Origin of the sequence: Propioniferax innocua, assembly GCF_006716235.1 — a bacterium.
GTDB lineage: Bacteria > Actinomycetota > Actinomycetes > Propionibacteriales > Propionibacteriaceae > Propioniferax > Propioniferax innocua.
On sequence record NZ_VFOR01000002.1, the window covers coordinates 731,496 to 747,405 of the forward strand.

At 66.5% G+C, this 15,910-nt stretch carries 19 protein-coding genes; 6 read left to right on the plus strand and 13 right to left on the minus strand.

What is annotated here, in order from left to right:
- Positions 1 to 25 precede the first annotated feature (25 nt).
- From acs to dprE2, 5 genes are all read left to right on the plus strand, one after another.
- Complete coding sequence (gene acs / locus FB460_RS10140) at positions 26 to 2,008, plus strand: acetate--CoA ligase (protein ID WP_142094012.1); 1,983 nt, start codon at positions 26 to 28, stop codon at positions 2,006 to 2,008.
- A 65-nt stretch (positions 2,009 to 2,073) separates the two neighbouring features.
- Positions 2,074 to 2,604 carry a phage holin family protein gene (locus tag FB460_RS10145; RefSeq protein WP_142094013.1) on the plus strand — a complete coding sequence of 177 codons (531 nt, stop codon included), beginning with the start codon at positions 2,074 to 2,076 and terminating at the stop codon, positions 2,602 to 2,604.
- A 3-nt stretch (positions 2,605 to 2,607) separates the two neighbouring features.
- Positions 2,608 to 3,471: an ROK family protein gene (locus tag FB460_RS10150; protein ID WP_142094014.1), complete on the plus strand. Its 864-nt coding sequence runs from the start codon at positions 2,608 to 2,610 to the stop codon at positions 3,469 to 3,471.
- Positions 3,472 to 3,502: 31 nt separating this feature from the next.
- A complete protein-coding gene (gene dprE1, locus FB460_RS10155; RefSeq protein WP_281281837.1) occupies positions 3,503 to 4,936 on the plus strand; it encodes a decaprenylphosphoryl-beta-D-ribose oxidase in 1,434 nt (477 codons plus the stop codon).
- A gap of 20 nt (positions 4,937 to 4,956) precedes the next feature.
- Entirely contained in the window at positions 4,957 to 5,718 is a 762-nt protein-coding gene (gene dprE2 / locus FB460_RS10160) for a decaprenylphospho-beta-D-erythro-pentofuranosid-2-ulose 2-reductase (protein WP_142094015.1), read from the plus strand.
- Between the two features lie 97 nt (positions 5,719 to 5,815).
- On the opposite strand, the gene FB460_RS10165 is transcribed toward dprE2, so the two are convergent.
- The 8 genes from FB460_RS10165 to nth form a co-directional block, all read right to left on the minus strand.
- Positions 5,816 to 6,646, minus strand: coding sequence for a PfkB family carbohydrate kinase (locus FB460_RS10165; protein WP_142094016.1), 831 nt, complete (start codon positions 6,644 to 6,646; stop codon positions 5,816 to 5,818).
- A 104-nt stretch (positions 6,647 to 6,750) separates the two neighbouring features.
- Positions 6,751 to 7,128 (minus strand): hypothetical protein, encoded by a 378-nt coding sequence (locus FB460_RS10170; protein ID WP_142094017.1) that lies wholly within the window; start codon positions 7,126 to 7,128, stop codon positions 6,751 to 6,753.
- Positions 7,068 to 8,219, minus strand: coding sequence for a glycosyltransferase family 4 protein (locus FB460_RS10175; RefSeq protein WP_142094018.1), 1,152 nt, complete (start codon positions 8,217 to 8,219; stop codon positions 7,068 to 7,070). The genes FB460_RS10170 and FB460_RS10175 overlap by 61 nt, the downstream gene beginning before the upstream one ends.
- Complete coding sequence (locus FB460_RS10180; protein WP_211345943.1) at positions 8,213 to 8,812, minus strand: TVP38/TMEM64 family protein; 600 nt, start codon at positions 8,810 to 8,812, stop codon at positions 8,213 to 8,215. The genes FB460_RS10175 and FB460_RS10180 overlap by 7 nt, the downstream gene beginning before the upstream one ends.
- Entirely contained in the window at positions 8,809 to 10,041 is a 1,233-nt protein-coding gene (locus tag FB460_RS10185; RefSeq protein WP_246044391.1) for a glycosyltransferase, read from the minus strand. Before FB460_RS10185 ends, FB460_RS10180 begins: the two co-directional genes overlap by 4 nt.
- A gap of 102 nt (positions 10,042 to 10,143) precedes the next feature.
- A complete protein-coding gene (locus tag FB460_RS10190) occupies positions 10,144 to 10,803 on the minus strand; it encodes an NUDIX hydrolase (RefSeq protein ID WP_142094020.1) in 660 nt (219 codons plus the stop codon).
- 33 nt (positions 10,804 to 10,836) lie between these two features.
- Positions 10,837 to 11,502: a TlpA family protein disulfide reductase gene (locus FB460_RS10195; protein ID WP_170210045.1), complete on the minus strand. Its 666-nt coding sequence runs from the start codon at positions 11,500 to 11,502 to the stop codon at positions 10,837 to 10,839.
- Entirely contained in the window at positions 11,499 to 12,191 is a 693-nt protein-coding gene (nth, locus tag FB460_RS10200) for an endonuclease III (protein WP_246044360.1), read from the minus strand. Before nth ends, FB460_RS10195 begins: the two co-directional genes overlap by 4 nt.
- Before the next feature lie 123 nt (positions 12,192 to 12,314).
- Between nth and FB460_RS10205 the strand changes: the two genes are divergently transcribed.
- Positions 12,315 to 12,992 carry a Crp/Fnr family transcriptional regulator gene (locus FB460_RS10205; RefSeq protein ID WP_142094317.1) on the plus strand — a complete coding sequence of 226 codons (678 nt, stop codon included), beginning with the start codon at positions 12,315 to 12,317 and terminating at the stop codon, positions 12,990 to 12,992.
- Here the strand turns inward: FB460_RS10205 and trhO are convergent.
- The 5 genes from trhO to sp36 are packed head-to-tail and all read right to left on the minus strand — an operon-like array spanning position 12,955 to position 15,869.
- Positions 12,955 to 13,896 (minus strand): oxygen-dependent tRNA uridine(34) hydroxylase TrhO, encoded by a 942-nt coding sequence (gene trhO / locus FB460_RS10210; RefSeq protein ID WP_142094023.1) that lies wholly within the window; start codon positions 13,894 to 13,896, stop codon positions 12,955 to 12,957. The genes FB460_RS10205 and trhO overlap by 38 nt on opposite strands.
- Positions 13,893 to 14,633 (minus strand): MBL fold metallo-hydrolase, encoded by a 741-nt coding sequence (locus tag FB460_RS10215; protein WP_142094024.1) that lies wholly within the window; start codon positions 14,631 to 14,633, stop codon positions 13,893 to 13,895. The genes trhO and FB460_RS10215 overlap by 4 nt, the downstream gene beginning before the upstream one ends.
- On the minus strand, positions 14,630 to 15,262 hold the full coding sequence (locus FB460_RS10220; RefSeq protein ID WP_142094025.1) for an NUDIX hydrolase: 633 nt from the start codon (positions 15,260 to 15,262) through the stop codon (positions 14,630 to 14,632). The genes FB460_RS10215 and FB460_RS10220 overlap by 4 nt, the downstream gene beginning before the upstream one ends.
- Before the next feature lie 5 nt (positions 15,263 to 15,267).
- On the minus strand, positions 15,268 to 15,717 hold the full coding sequence (locus tag FB460_RS10225) for a RidA family protein (protein ID WP_142094026.1): 450 nt from the start codon (positions 15,715 to 15,717) through the stop codon (positions 15,268 to 15,270).
- Positions 15,714 to 15,869 carry a Sp36 family protein gene (gene sp36, locus FB460_RS10230; RefSeq protein WP_142094027.1) on the minus strand — a complete coding sequence of 52 codons (156 nt, stop codon included), beginning with the start codon at positions 15,867 to 15,869 and terminating at the stop codon, positions 15,714 to 15,716. The genes FB460_RS10225 and sp36 overlap by 4 nt, the downstream gene beginning before the upstream one ends.
- Positions 15,870 to 15,910: the final 41 nt, after the last annotated feature.

Genomic DNA, 15,910 nt, shown 5'->3' on the forward strand with positions numbered 1-15,910 from the left:
AGCACACCCACGCGAAGGAGCGCCGATGTCTGCCGACCAGAGCAAGACCGAGCCCGCCAAGGATGGGGCCGAAACACTGTCCAATCTGCTGAAGGAGGACCGCACTTTCCCGCCACCGGCGGAGATGGCTGCGAACGCCAACGTCACTCCTGAGCTGGTCGCACGGGCCGACGCCGACCCCGAGGCGTTCTGGGCCGAGCAGGCCAAACGCCTCACCTGGGGCACCGAGCCCACCCAGATCCTTGACTGGTCGAACCCACCCTTCGCCAAGTGGTTCGCCGATGGCAGGTTGAACGCCGCCCACAACGCTCTGGACCGCCATGTGGAGGCCGGGCATGGTGACCGAATCGCCTTCCATTTCGAAGGCGACCGCGGTGATTCCCGCGACATCACCTACGCCGAGCTGACCGACGAGGTCTGCAAGGCCGCCAACGCCCTGACCGAGCTGGGCGTCAAAGCCGGCGACCGCGTGGGCATCTACATGCCCATGATCCCCGAGACCATCATCGCGATGCTCGCATGCGCCCGCATCGGCGCACCGCACATGGTGGTCTTCGCCGGGTTCTCGGCCGACGCTCTGGCCTCCCGCATCACCGACTGTGGTGTCGAGGTCGTCATCACCGCCGACGGCCAGTTCCGACGCGGTGAGCCGACCGCCCTCAAACCCGCCGTCGACGCCGCGTGCGAGCAGTGCCCCGGCGTCCGCTCGGTCCTGGTGGTACAGCGCACCGGCGAGAAGACAGAGATGGTCGAAGGGCGTGATGTGTGGTGGCACGACGTGGTGGATCGCCAGAGCAGCGAACACACCCCCGAGATGTTCGACGCCGAACACCCGCTGTACATCATGTACACCTCCGGTTCGACGGGTAAGCCCAAGGGCATCCTGCACACCACCGGCGGTTATCTGGTCGGCACGGCCTTCACGCACTGGGCCTCATTCGATCTCAAGCCCGAGACCGACGTGTTCTGGTGCGCCGCCGACGTCGGCTGGGTCACCGGGCATTCCTATCTGGTGTACGCGCCGCTGGTGAACGGTGCCACATCGGTGCTCTACGAGGGCACCCCCAACTCGCCCCATCAGGGCCGTTGGTGGGAGATCGTCGACAAGTACAAGGTGTCGATCCTGTACTGCGCACCCACGGCCATTCGCACCTTCATGAAGTGGGGGCACGAGATCCCGGCGAAGTACGACCTGTCGTCACTGCGGCTGCTGGGCAGCGTCGGTGAACCGATCAACCCCGAGGCGTACATCTGGTTCCGCACGCACATCGGGCGCGAGAACTGCCCGATCGTGGACACGTGGTGGCAGACCGAGACCGGCATGCATCTGATCGCCCCGATGCCGGGCGTGGCCGAGGCCAAGCCCGGTTCGGCCCAACACGCCGTGCCCGGTGTCGCGGTGGCCGTCGTCGACGAGGAGGGCCGCGAGGTCGCGAACGGTGAGGGCGGCTACTTGGTGGTCAAGAAGCCGTGGCCGGCGATGCTGCGCACCCTGTGGGGCGACGACCAGCGGTACGTGGACACCTATTGGTCGCGCTTCGACGGTCTCTACTTCGCCGGTGACGGCGCCAAACTCGACGAGGACGGCGACATCTGGCTGCTGGGTCGCGTCGACGATGTCATGAACGTCTCGGGCCACCGGATGTCCACCACCGAGATCGAATCGGCGCTCGTCTCGCACGACACGGTCGCCGAGGCCGCGGTGGTCGGGGCGTCGGACCCCACCACCGGTCAGGCGATCGTGGCGTTCGTCATCCTCCGTGAATCCGCCACCGGCCGCGAGGAGGATGTGGTCGAGGAACTGCGTAGGCACGTGGCCACCGAGATCAGTCCGATCGCCAAGCCGCGTCAGATCATGGTGGTCGATGAACTGCCCAAGACCCGTTCGGGCAAGATCATGCGTCGTCTGTTGCGTGATATCGCCGAGAACCGTGAGGTGGGCGATGTGTCGACGTTGACAGACTCCACGGTCATGGATCAGATCGCAAAGGGGCTCAAACGTGGCTGATCTCGCCGGTCCACTCCCGAAGGGCACCGTGGCGCGCCGCCGCTGCACGCACTAGGGTCTTAGTCATGGCGCAGACAGAATACGAGCGATCAGACGCAGCGAAGGACGCCGAGCAGGCCGGCGAGGTCAGCCGCGTCAATGAGCTCATCGGGCTCATCACAACTGATGTGAAGCAGCTCGTCGCCGACGAGGTTGCCCTCGCCAAGGCGGAGCTCATCCCCTCGGGCAAACACGCCGGCATCGGATCAGGGATGTTCGCGGGTGCGGGATACTTCGCACTCAACGGACTCTCCCTGTGGTTCATCGCCGGCGCCCTCGGTATCGGACGCCTCTTCGGCGCTCCCACCGGCTGGGCATCGCTCGGCTTCGTGGTGATGGGCCTGCTGGTCCTGCTGGTGGCGGGTGTGTTGGCGTTGATCGGCAAATCTCAGATGGACAAGGTCAAGGGACCGGAGAAGGCCATCTCGAACGGTAAGGCCGTGATCGAGGAGGCCAAGCTCGCCATCACCCGGGCCAACACCCGGCAACAGACCATGGCCCTCGAGGTGAAGTCGATGGATCACCCCGACCTTCACAATCCGGGCAACCTCGGGTAAGCGATGCTGACCGCCGTCCTGGAGCTCGGCGGCAGCCACGCGAGTGCCGGTCTGGTGGGGCTTTCGGGTGCCACACCCGCATTGCATGATCATCGGCACACCATGCTTGACACGCGCCAGCCCCTCCCGGAACTCCTCGCCGATCTCGACCAGGCGTGTGAGGCGCTCATCGTGCCTGGACGGCCTTGGGTGGTCGCGGTCCCCGGTCCGTTCGACTACGCCAACGGCATAGGCGGGCGCCATACCGACGGCAAGTTCAATGCCTTCGGCGGAGTGGACCTGCGCCGGCTCCTGACCGACCGCTGGAAGGCGTCGTCGATCCGATTCTGCAATGACGCCCATGCCTTCGGGGTTGGCGCTTGGTCTCTCTACGAGCGTCCGGCGCGTCTGTTCGCCATGACGCTGGGATCGGGCATCGGGTCAGCGTTCATCGCCGACGGAGTCCCCAGCGACGACCCGCGTCTGCCCTCGGAGATCTATCGCGAACCCACCGGTGATGGCCGATCACTCGAGGGCGCCTACGGGCCGCAGGCTGCGGTGGATCGCCACAATCTCGGCGGGCCGGAGCAGTCGGTCGGTTCCTACAAGGAGCTCGCGGCCCTCGCGCGGAACGACGCCGCCGCCCGTGAACTCGTTGTCTCCCACATGGTCGGCCTGGTGGATGTGATCACCCCCTGGCTCGAACATTTCCGTCCCGAGATGATGGTGCTCGGCGGGTCGGTGTGTCACGCATGGGATGTGTTCGGCGCCAGCATCCTGGAGCGGGTCAGGGTGAACCTCGGCCCCGGTGTGGCGGTGCGCGCGGTCGCCGACACCGAATCGGTCGCCCTCGTGGGCGGAGCGGTGTTCGGGGGGCCTGAGCGCTAGACGTATTTGGCACACGAGTACCCTCGTGGGGATGCCTGAGAACATGCCGAATGCCTTGCCGACCCAGACCCAGAAGCTCTGTGGCTGGGGTCGCACCGCCGCCACGACAGCCCACGTGCTGTCCACCCCCGATGTCTCAGTGATCTGTGACGCGGTGGCCCGCGTCGCCGAGGACAACGATTCCAAACCTCCGCACCTGCGTCGCGGCATCATCGCGCGCGGTCTGGGACGGTCGTACGGGGATGTCGCCCAGAACGCCGGTGGCCTCGTGGTGGACATGACACCACTGTCCCGCATCCACGACATCGACGAGAGCACCGGCGAGGTCCATGTGGACGCCGGCGTCGATCTGGAGACGCTGATGCGCGCCGCGCTCCCGCACGGCCTGTGGGTCCCGGTGCTCCCGGGCACGCGTCAGGTCACCGTCGGAGGTGCGATCGGCAACGACATCCATGGCAAGAACCACCACTCGGCCGGGTCGTTCGGCGACCACATCACCGAGATGGAACTGCTCGTGGCCGACGGGCGGGTCCTGACGCTGCGCCCGGGGGGTTCGCCCGACGACCCCGATGCGGAGATCTTCTGGTGCACGATCGGCGGTATGGGCCTGACCGGCATCATCCTCACCGCGAAGATCGCGATGACGCGCACCGAGACCGCTTACTTCCTGGCTGACGACGCGCAGACCTCGACGCTGGATGAGACCATCGCGATCCACTCGGACGGGTCGGAGGAGAACTACACGTACTCCTCGGCTTGGTTCGATGCGATCTCGGCCCCGCCGAAACTGGGCCGCGCCGCGATATCGCGCGGAAACCTGGCAACGCTCGACCAGCTTCAGGAGTACGCTCCCAAGTTGGCGAAGGATCCGCTGGCATTCAACGCACCCACGTTGATGACGTTCCCCGACATCTTCCCCAACGGCCTGGCCAACAAATGGAGCTTCAAGCTCGTGGGCGAGGCCTACTACCGCTTGGGCGGGAACCGGCAGAACCAGATCAAGAATCTGACGCAGTTCTACCACATGCTCGATCTGTTCGGTGAGTGGAACCGGGCCATGGGCCCGGCAGGTTTCCTGCAGTACCAGACACTCGTCCCGCGCGATGCCGTGGAGCCGTTCAAGCAGGTCATCACCGACATCCAGAAGTCGGGGCACTACTCGTTCCTCAACGTGTTCAAGCTCTTCGGCAAGGGCAACAATGCTCCCCTGTCCTTCCCCATGGAGGGCTGGAACGTATGCGTCGATTTCCCCATCAAGCCCGGTCTGGGCGAGTTCTGCAATGAACTGGACCAGCGCATCATGGAGTTCGGTGGCCGCGTCTACACCGCAAAGGATTCCCGAGTCTCGGCCGAACACTTCCATCAGATGTATCCGGAGGTGCCGCGCTTTTTGAAGACGCGCCGCGCCATCGACCCCTCCGGTGTCTTCGTCTCCGACATGGCCCGCCGACTCGAACTCGTGTGACCCCGACTCAAGGAGAAACCATGATCAATGCCGTTGGAGCCCCCCAGAAAATCCTGCTGCTCGGCGGTTCATCGGAGATCGGGCTCGCCATGGTGAGCGAGTTCCTCACCGGTCAGCCTGCCGATGTCGTGCTCGCGATGCAGCCCGGCGACGAACGCGCCGAGGCCTCGGTGCAGCAGATGAAGGACGCCGGCGCCCGTGAGGTGACCGTCCTCGATTTCGACGCCGTCGACTTCGATTCCCACCCCTCGGTGATCGACGCCGCCTGGCAGGGCGGGGATGTCGATCTCGCGATCGTCGCATTCGGCATGCTCGGCGACAACGAGGAACTGTGGCAGAACCAGCCCAAGGCGGTGTTTGCTGCGGAGCTCAACTACACCGGCGCAGTCAGCGTGGGCGTGCTCATGGGTCAGAAGATGAAGCATCAGGGGCACGGGCAGATCATCGCGATGAGCTCGGCCGCCGGCGAGCGGGTGCGCCGCTCCAACTTCGTCTACGGCTCAACCAAGGCCGGGCTCGACGGGTTCTACCTGAACCTCGGCGAGGCCCTGGAGGAGTACGGGCCGCGCGTGCTGGTGATCCGCCCCGGGCAGGTGCGCACCCGCATGTCGGCCGACGTCGACGAAGCCCCCCTGACCGTCGACAAGGAGGACGTCGCGAAGATCGCCGTCCGTTCGGTACAGAAGAAGAAGTCTCTGGTCTGGGCGCCGGCTGCATTCCAGTACGTGATGCTCGTGCTGAAGCACATCCCACGCCCGATCTTCAAGAAGTTGCCGATCTGATCTGGAGCGGCCAAGCCGTATGCAGCGTTTCATCCATGATCAACACCTCCAGGTGAACGATCATGGATGAAACGCTGCATTAGGTTTCGGCCCGTGGTCAGCGGGTCTGGCGCGTCACCTCGGGCAGCCCGGCATCGCCGTCGCGGGGTCCGCCGAAGAACAGCGAGTCGACGCCGATCGCGTTGTCCAGCGAGGTGGCGATGCCACGGGTGACGCGCTGCTTGGCGTTGGCCACGGCGTCGGCCACCGGGCGGCCGTGCGCGATCTCGGCGGCGACGGTCGAGGCGAATGAACACCCCGCGCCGTTGACGAGGTGTTCCTCGATCTTCGGGGAGCTGAATGTGGTGAGGGTCTCGCCATCGAACAGCACGTCGATCGCTTCATCGCCCGCCAGACGGGCCCCACCCTTGATGACCACGTTCGTGGCACCCTGGGCGTGGATGGCCCGAGCGGCCTCAGCCATCTCGTCAACACTGGTGAGGGCATCGGCGCCGGTGAGGGTGGCGGCCTCCTCCAGGTTCGGGGTGATGACGTGGGCGAGCGGCACGAGGTTCTCCACGAAAAGGTCCTTGAGATCCACCATCGTGCCGGCCCCCTTGCAGACCAGCACCGGGTCGAACACATACGGCAACTCATTGGTGCGGAGACGTTCGGCCAGCACCAACGCTGACTCCACCGAGCCCAACATGCCCGACTTCAACACGTCGAAACGGTGCACCGCCAATGTCGAATCGAGCTGACGTTGCACCGTGTCGGGCTCCATGAAGTCGAGGGCATGGCCGAAGTCATTCTCGGGGTCGAACGTCACGATGCAGGTGAGCACGGCGGTGCCGAACACACCGGATTCCTGGAACATCTTGAGGTCGGCCTCGATGCCGGCACCACCGGAGACATCGGAACCGGCGATGGTCAGGGCTCGAGGTGTCATGCGTATTCCTTTCGTTGATCGGCCCGGATGGGCCAGCTGTCTGACCCGTCGTGGGCAGAAGTACTGAAGACTGTTGGAAGACGCCGGCGTCCGGCATCGAGACATCAGCCGTCGGCAGGAACCCACCGGACGCCACGCGAGGCGGACCAAGCCGCCGCTGCGGCGCGCAGACCCACGTCGAATCCCTGTGCGGCGTGTTCGGCGCGGACGAAAAGGCGTTCTTCACGGAGTTCCCCACCACCGCTGACGCCCGGCCACGGCAGCGGACGAATCCGTGCGGCCTGCAGGAAGCCGACGTGCTCGCCGTCGAATTCACAGATCCACACCGGGTGCTGCCCATCGAGCGCGAGCCAGGTCTCGGCGAAGCGGTCCATGAACTTCTCCGGGATCGTCCGGCCCTCGGCCCTGGCGGCCTGCATGGTCAGGGCAGCCACGAGCAGCGACTCATCCCTGCGGGCGCTGCGATAACGCGGTGGTGCCATGCGCCCAGCATCCCACAACCGGATCGAACAGGCCCAGACTCCGGATCGAACAGGCCCAGACTCCGGTAGATCTCCTGGAGTCGATCCGCCACCGCTCCCAGATCGCACTCCAGCGCAGCGGCGCGACTGGCTTCCGAGAGGTCGGGGAGGCGTCCGGCGAACAGGTCGGTGAGGCGCTGCACGGTGTCGGGCACCACCGCCGCCCCGGTTCCGCGCACCATGTGCGTCACCTCGCCGTCGGGAAGCCATTCGCGGTAGATCGGGATGTCTCGCACCACCACCGGAACCTGGCACGCCAGCGCCTCCAGCAGCACGATGCCCTCGGTCTCCTCCTTGGTCAGGAAGCAGAAAGCGTCGGCGCCGCAGTAGGCGTCACGCAGCACCTGCTGCTTCACATAGCCCGGGAAGTGACAGTTGATGGGGGCCGACGCGATGGCTGCAGACACATCGGCGGTGATGAGGCGGGGGTCGGTGTGGCCGAACCACACGAACTCCACATCCGGCATGGCCCGCGCAACCTCCACCCAGTCCAGGATGCCCTTGCGGACCATCTGGATCCCGACGCTGACCACCACCCTGGCGTCCGCATCGAGCCCCAGACATTCGCGGAGGCGTTCCCGCGGGAACGCCTCGGCAGCTGCTTCGGCGCTGAAGAAGTCGGTGTCGACGCCGTTGGAGAGCACGTGGATGGGTCGTCGGATGCCGTACTGCGACTGCTCGATGAGTGACTTGGCGTAGGGCGTGGGCGTCACCACCGCGTCCCCCATGCGGTAGAGCGATGCGATCCATCGCCGGAACCACGGAGCGACGCGGTTGGCGCCGGTGAACGAATCGCGAAAGTCCTCCTCGGTGGAATGCGCCCACACCAACACGGGTCGGCGTCGCATCTTGGCCCACAGCCCCATCAGGGGCGTGTCCGGGAACGGTGTGTTGAGGTGGACGACATCGAAGGATCGACGCGGATCGGTGACCACCTCATGGCCGAGGGCCCGCACCGCGTGCTCCTGGTGTCGGATCGCTTCCCCGATGCCGGACTGCGTGGCAAGACGGGAGAGCCCCCGGGGGATGAGGACACGCAGTGGAGTCACCATGGCAGAACCTTCGCGAGAAGTGCGCTGACACCGAGACCGTAGGCGATGAGTGCCCACGGTTTGCAGGTCAGGATGATGAGGGCATACCGACGCCAGGTCATCGACGTGGTGCCGGCGATGTAGCACAGCAGGTCGTCCGGGGCGATGGGCATGGCGATGGCGAGCGCGAAGCCTCGGGCGAAGTTGCGGTGCTCGGTCCAGCTCAGCCATTTGTCGACGATGTGCTCGGGAAACAGTCTGCGTATGAGCGGCATGCCGTACCGTCGAGCGATCCAGAAGTTCACGAACGACCCGGCGCACACCGCCACGTAGTTGAGAACCGTCCCCCAGAGTCCGCCGAACAGGACCGGCGCTGAGATCACCAGCAGCCCGCCGGGAACAATGGGGAACACCACGACCGCAGCACTGAGGATCGTGTAGACGATCGGTCCGGGCCAGCCGAGGGACTCGATGAACGCGCGCAGGTTCTCCTGGGATTGCAGAACGCCGGTGCGCAACCCCCAGGCGACCACCGCCACACAGGCGAGAAGCCCGACGAAGGGAGCGATTCGGGCTGCGATCCGCAGCGGGTCGTGGCCGGCCACGGCGATCACGCGACGAGCAGATATGAACGATGCCGGGCGATGGCCTCCCGGTAGACGTCGCATACGGCAGCGCCGAACGTCTCCGATCCGCAGACGCGATGGGCGTGGCGGGCCGCGTTGTGCGCGAGGCGGGTCCGCAGGACGGCATCGTCGAACAGGTCATCGAGTCGTGCCGCGAACTCGGCACCATCGTCGAAGCCGTACCCGTTGGAACCATCGACGAGGATCCCGCACAGCGCAGGATCGCGCCGACACAGCAGCGGCAGCCCGCAGGCAAGGGCCTCGGCGAACGTCAGTCCCTGCGTCTCGCTGGTGGAGGCGCTGACGAACGCATCCCCCACACGGTAGTAACGGGCCACCTGACGAGGGTCGACGCATCCGGTGAACACCACGTGGTCATCGAGTCCGAGAGCATGCGCGTGCCGCTCCAGATTCTCCCTGTATGGGCCTTCCCCCACGAGCAGCAGCGTCCAGTCCCGACGCGGCAGTGCCGCGAGGTGGTCGAGAACCTCATCAAGGTTCTTCTCCTTGGCGAGTCGCCCCACCGACACCAGGACGCGACGATCGGGGTCGATGCCGAGACGACGTCGGAGTCGCTGGCAGTCGACGTGTTCGGCCTCGGTGCGGGCCGGGCGGAAATGTCCCAGACGCAATCCGGTCGGCACCACGCTGATGGGACGTGTCACACCGTAGCCCCGCAGGAGCGTGGCGACCTTCTGCGTCGGCGCCACCACGTGGTCGGTCGATCCCAACACATGACGCGAGAACGTCGCAGCCACATGGCGTCCCATGGTGTGACTGGGCGAGTAGTAATGCGTGTAGTCCTCGTAGATCGTGTGATAGGTGTGCACGAGCGGCACACCCAGTTCGCGGGAGATCCGCTTGGCCCACGTGAAGGTCGAGAACTCACTGTTCGCGTGCACCACATCCGGCGACCACGCGAGGATGTCCCGGTGAATGGTGTCCTGCACCGGATAGCAGATACGGGCGTTCTCGTAGAAGATCGACGCCGAGATCGAGCCCAATCGGTAGACGCCGCCGTGCCGCCGCGAGCGCAGCCCCTTGGCGATCGTGAGAACGCGGACCTCATGGCCCTGGCGCTCAAGTTCCCTACGGAGCGTCCAGACACTGGCGACCACTCCGTTGACCGATTGGTCCCACCAATCGGTGCACAGCAGGATGCGCAACTTCTCGTTCGGACCCTTTGAGACCGGTGCCGGTTCGTCCGGCCTGCCCATCACGGCTTGCATGGTTCCATCTCACTCCCGACGGGGCCGCTCCACAAGCCAGACGCCCCCAAATCGGACCATGGTCCTACCCGGAATGATCCCCGAGTGCGTTCAGCGGTACTGCCTGGGTACCGGTACGCGGCGTTCTCGGTCCCATTCCGACGCCAGCCCGGCGAGGGTGAGGATCGTGTCGAGCAGATGGGCCGTCATGCCCCAGATGAACACGCCGGGACGCGCGCCCTCGGCGGGCACCCCGAACGCCGGCCCGGCGTAGGGCCGGGGTTCGTCGAGTGTGGCGGTCAACCGGTGGGCGGGGTCCACCAGTGTCGCGACCGGGATGCGATGCACCGCAGCGATCTCCCCCGGATCGTTGACGCACAGCTCCGGTGCCCTCGGGCTGTGGGCGATCACCGCGGTCACGTCATAACCACTGGGCACTGAGACCTCCGGCATGATCGCGCGGACCGACACCGCGTCGGGCGTCAGACCGGTCTCCTCGTGGGCCTCACGCAGCGCGGTGGCGGTCATGTCGGCGTCCTCGGGTTCGACGCGACCCCCGGGGAACGCGATCTGTCCGGCATGTCGTCGCAGCAGAGCAGACTTCTCCACGAAGGTCAGAGCCAGGTCGCCCACCGCCGGGCCGCGCCCGGAGTCGAACAACACGAGCACCGCCGCCTCACGGGCTCCCCGCGGGGTCCGGCTCGGTGGCGCCGCGGCGTGTCCCTGCCCGATGGCCGATGCAAGGCGGCCGAACATGTCGTCGACATCCATGGGGTCATTGTCGCCGACAGGTCGGCCGACACCTCAGAGGTGTTCGGCAGCCAGGTCTTCGAGTTGTTCGGTGGAGGTGAACGGTCCTGCGTGCATGTGGGTGATGCGCCCGTCGGCGTCCACGAACACGGTGTGTGGTGGGCCCACCACCTTGAGGGGGCCGGCGATGCTGCGGTCGGGGTCCGAGAGTTGCGGCCAATCCCAGCCGGCCTCGTCGGCGAAGGCCACCGCCGCACCCGGGCGGGGGTCCGCGTAGTCGATGCCGAGCATGTGCACCTCGGGGTGGGCGTCGGCGAACTCCGCGAGGTAGGGGGCCTCGGCGCGACACGGGCCGCACCACTGGGCCCAGACGTTGATGATCAACGGTCCGCGCAACGACGACAACCGCACGGTGGAGTCCCCACCCAGGCAGTCCAGGGTCAGGTCCGGCAACCCGCCCTCGACCACAGGACCCTCCTCCACGACGGGGCCGGACGCTTCTGGCGTCGGGCAGTCCTCGATCCCGGCGGCGCGACGCGCGTCGAGCACTTCCTGATCCGGCACGTCGGGGGTGACCGGTCCGTCTCCGGAGGTCGGAGCGGGCCCCTCACCGGTGGGCGTCACGGGTGTGTCGGGGGCGCATCCGGTCACCAGCACGAGCATGGCGACGCCGGCGAACCACCGCACGACGTTCCCGCGGGAACGTTTCAGCCCCCTCATCGGCGTGGATCCCTGATGAGCTTCGCGGCCTTGACCGGGTCGGTCTCCCCCTCGCCGAAGGCCGGGCACTGCGCGGCGATGGGGCATGCGCCACATGCGGGTCGACGGCTGTGGCAACGGCGGCGTCCATGCCAGATGAGGGTGTGGCAGAGCTGGTTCCAGTCCTTCTTCTCGAACAGGTCGCCCACGGCGTGCTCGACCTTCACCGGATCGGTTTCGGCCGTCCAGCCGAAGCGTCGCACGAGTCTGCCGAAGTGGGTGTCGACGGTGATGCCGGGAACGCCGTGGGCCTCGGCGAGCACCACGTTCGCGGTCTTGCGTCCGACGCCCGGGAGTTTCACCAGGTCCACGAGCCGACGCGGCACCTCCCCGCCGAAGTCGTCGACGAGCACCCGTGCGAGTTTCTGCAGCGATTCGGCCTTGGCACGGAAGAAGCCGGTGGGCCGGATGAGTTCCTCGAGCCGGTCGCGATCGGCGTCGGCCATGGCCGCGGCGTCCCCGAACTCCTCGAACAGGGCTGGCGTCACCTGGTTGACGCGCACATCGGTGGTCTGCGCCGAGAGCACGGTGGCCACCAACAGTTCGAACGGGGTGCGGAAATCCAGCTCACAGTGGGCGTCGGGATACGTCTCGTGCAGCATCCGATTCATGCGGCGGGCACGACGCACCAGGGCGAGGCGGGATTCCATGAACGCCACCATACGACGAGCCGCCAGACCCGCACCGACGCCGAAGGACGGGGCGGTACGCTGGGGGATCGACCCCAGAGCCGGAGAAAGGTCCCACGAGTGTCAGCCCAGAACGAGCAGTCCGTGACGCCCGACGTGTTGTACCGGGCACCGTTGTTCACCGGACTTGATTCCGAGGCCCAGGAATCCCTGGCGAGCACGATGCGACCGGTGCAGTTGCGACGCAGCGCAGTGGTCTTCCGTGAAGGGGATTCGGGCGATGAGATGTACATCGTGGCCTCCGGGAAGATCAAGCTCGGACGCCACGGCTCCTCCGGACGCGAGAGCCTCCACGCCGTGCTCGGCCCCGGTCAGATGTTCGGCGAGCTCTCGGTGTTCGACCCGGGTCCTCGTTCCACCACCGCCACCGCGGTGTCGGCGTCGGAACTGTGGGTGCTCGAACACGACAACCTGATCGCGTGGCTCGACGGCCGCCCCGAAGCTGCGCGTGGTCTGCTCGCCCAGCTGGCTCAGCGTCTGCGTCGGGCCAATGACGTGGTCTCCGACCTGGTGTTCTCCGACGTCCCGGGCCGCGTCGCCAAGGCGCTGCTCGATCTCGCCGAGCGTTTCGGGGAGGAATCCCCCCAAGGTCTGGTGGTGCGTCACGAACTGACGCAGGAGGAACTTGCACATCTCGTCGGGGCTTCCCGCGAGACCGTGAACAAGGCCCTCGCCGATTTCGCCACGCGTGGCTGGCTGCGTCTCGAGCCCCGTTCGGTGACGCTCATCGACACCGAACGCATCGCACGCCGGGCCCGCTGAGCCCTTCAGCGCGCGGCCCGGAACACGCCTCGCAGATCAACACCCGGGCATTGCAGATGCCCGGGTGTTGCGGGGCCTGCTGATCCTGCGGGGCCTGCTGATCCTGCGGAGCCTGGCACCGGAGCACATCACTGGTGGGCGCGCCGCAGTGCTCACAGCTGCCGATCACCTCGGCGTGGTCGGAGAATTCGATGCGTTCGCGGCCGTCGAACACCGCCAACGACCCCTCCCACAGGCCATCATCGCCATAGGCCTCGCCGTAGCGGACGATGCCGCCGTCGATCTGGAAGACCTGCTCGAAGCCACGATTGACCATGAGGGCCGACAGCACCTCGCAGCGGATGCCGCCGGTGCAGTACGTGACGACGGGTTTGTCCTTGAGCTCGTCGTAGCGGCCCGACTCGAGTTCGGCGATGAAGTCCGCCGTCGTGTCGGTGTTGGGCACCACTGCTCCGCGGAATCGGCCGATCTCGGCCTCCCACGCGTTGCGTCCATCGAAGAACACCACGTCGTCGCGTGATTCCACCAGTTCATGGACCTGCTCCGGTGAGAGGTGCGCTCCCCCACCCACGACACCGTCATCGGCCACCTCGATCTCGTCGGGGACGCCGAAGGTGACGACCTCGGGCCGTGCCTTCACCGAGAGCTTGGGGAACTCGTTCCCGGTGCCCTCGGACCATTTCCAGTCGATGTCGGCGAACGCCTCGTACTGCCGGGTCGTCTTCACATACTGCTTGCAGGCTTCGACAGAACCGCCGACGGTGCCGTTGATCCCGTGCTTGGAGATCAGAATCCGTCCGGTGAGGCCCAAGCGCTGACACAGCTCCCATTGCCACAGCCGGATCGCCTCCGGGTCCGGGATCGGTGTGAAGCGGTAGTAGAGCAGAACCTTGTGGACCGTCACCGTGCTTCCTCACCGTTCAGGTAATCCAGTTGGGACTGCACCGACATCTGCGCGGCGAAGCGGACCTCGGCGGGCACATCGCGATACACCGTCGCCACCACATCCTCGGCGGTGCGGGCGCCTGCGTCGACCGCGGCCCGTACCTGTGCAAGACGCTCGTGGCGGTGTTTCCGGTAATGGCCGACCACGCCGGGAACGTCGTCCAGGTCGGGCCCATGGGCGGGCAGGATGCGGCTGACCCCCTCAGCGGCGAGGGCGTCGATCCGGTCCAGGGATCCAAGGTAGGCGGCGAGATCACCGTCGGGGTGCATGATGACGGTCGTTCCGCGACCAAGGATCATGTCTCCGGCGATGAGAGCGTCATCCACCACAAAACCCAGGGAATCGCGGGTGTGTCCCGGCAGCGCCACCACCTGGACCTCATGACCACCGAATGTGGCGTCCTCATCGGGGGTCAACGGTGCAGCATCCCGGCAGAGATCGGGGTCGGCGGCGCGGATCGGCGCTTCCACCAGATCGGCGAGCCGTGGCGCCACCTCGACATGGTCGAGGTGGTGATGGGTCAACCACACCTCGGCGATCCCGCGGGGGCAGGCGTCGAGGATGGCGTCCACGTGGGAGTCGGCGTCGGGACCGGGATCGATGACGAGCGCACCGCCCGGGGCGTCGACGATCCAGGTGTTGGTCCCCTCGAGCGTCATGGGGCCGGGATTCGGCGCGAGGACGCTGCGGATCATGTCCACACTCCCGTCTCATCTGGGTAGGTGAAGTGGAAACGACCATCGCGTTCGATGATGCGTGGGGTGAATCCTTCGACGATGCGGCCCTCGGTGGCACGTCGTACCGAGTCCCAGTCCGCGTGATCGGTGAGTTCGATCAGGACCGCGCGCGTCGGCGGCAGGAAGGTCTCAGAGGAGGCGAGCATCTCGGACGGACGCCACCAGCGGGCTGCATCGGCTTCGGTGCTGGGGTTCTGCGGCTCACGGCCGATGCCGGAGGCCACGAAGAAGTGGGTGTCGTAGCGACGCGGGTGCCCCGGCGGTGTGGTCCAGCGCATCCAGGGCAGCAGTTCGTGTGGGTCGAGTTCGACGCCGGTCTCCTCGGCGCATTCCCGCACGGCGGCCGCACGGATCGGGTCGGGGTCCACGTCATCGTCCTCGACGCGGCCACCGGGGAACACCCATGCACCGGCCGCGAACACCATGCTGGAGACGCGACGCATCATCCACACCCGAGCGGTGTCATCCACCAGTACGACCGTCGCAGCCGACTGTATCGGCGTGACGCACTCGGCGGCCGCCCTGGCCCGTTCCGGTGAGCACTCAGGACGAGGCAGCCGCTTGAGCACCTCCCACTGGTGAACCATGCGGATCAGCCGACCTCGGCGATCAACTCCACCTCGACCGGCGCGCCCAACGGCAAGGTGGCGACGCCCACCGCACTGCGCACGTGCGCCTCGTCGAAGAGCTCACCGAGCAGTTCACTGGCACCGTTGGCCACCAGTGCCTGATCGGTGAAGTCGGGCGCGGAGTTCACGAACACCGTCACCTTGGTGATGCGCAGAACCTGGTCGAGATCGACCACCGACCCCACTGCGGCCAGAGCGTTGAGGGTGCACTGACGCGCATCGGCGCGGGCGTCCTCGGTCGACACATCACTGCCGACGTGGCCGACGCGCGGGAGGGCGCCGTCGACCATCGGCAGCTGCCCGGAGGTCCACACCTGACGCCCCACCAGACGGGCAGGGGTGTAGGCCGCCACCGGCTTGGCCACCGGAGGAAGCGTCACCCCGGCGTCAGCGAGTCGTTCGCGCAGCGTCATGACAGCGGTCGCTTGAAGTAGGCGACCAGGTTCTCCGGGTTCGGCCCTGGAACAACCTGGACGAGCTCCCAACCATCAGCTCCCCAGTTGTCGAGGATCTGTTTGGTGGAATGGATCAGCACCGGCGCGGTCGCGTATTCCCATTTCTGCATACGGCGAGCTTACTCACAGATGTGCACGCCAGTAGGCTGGC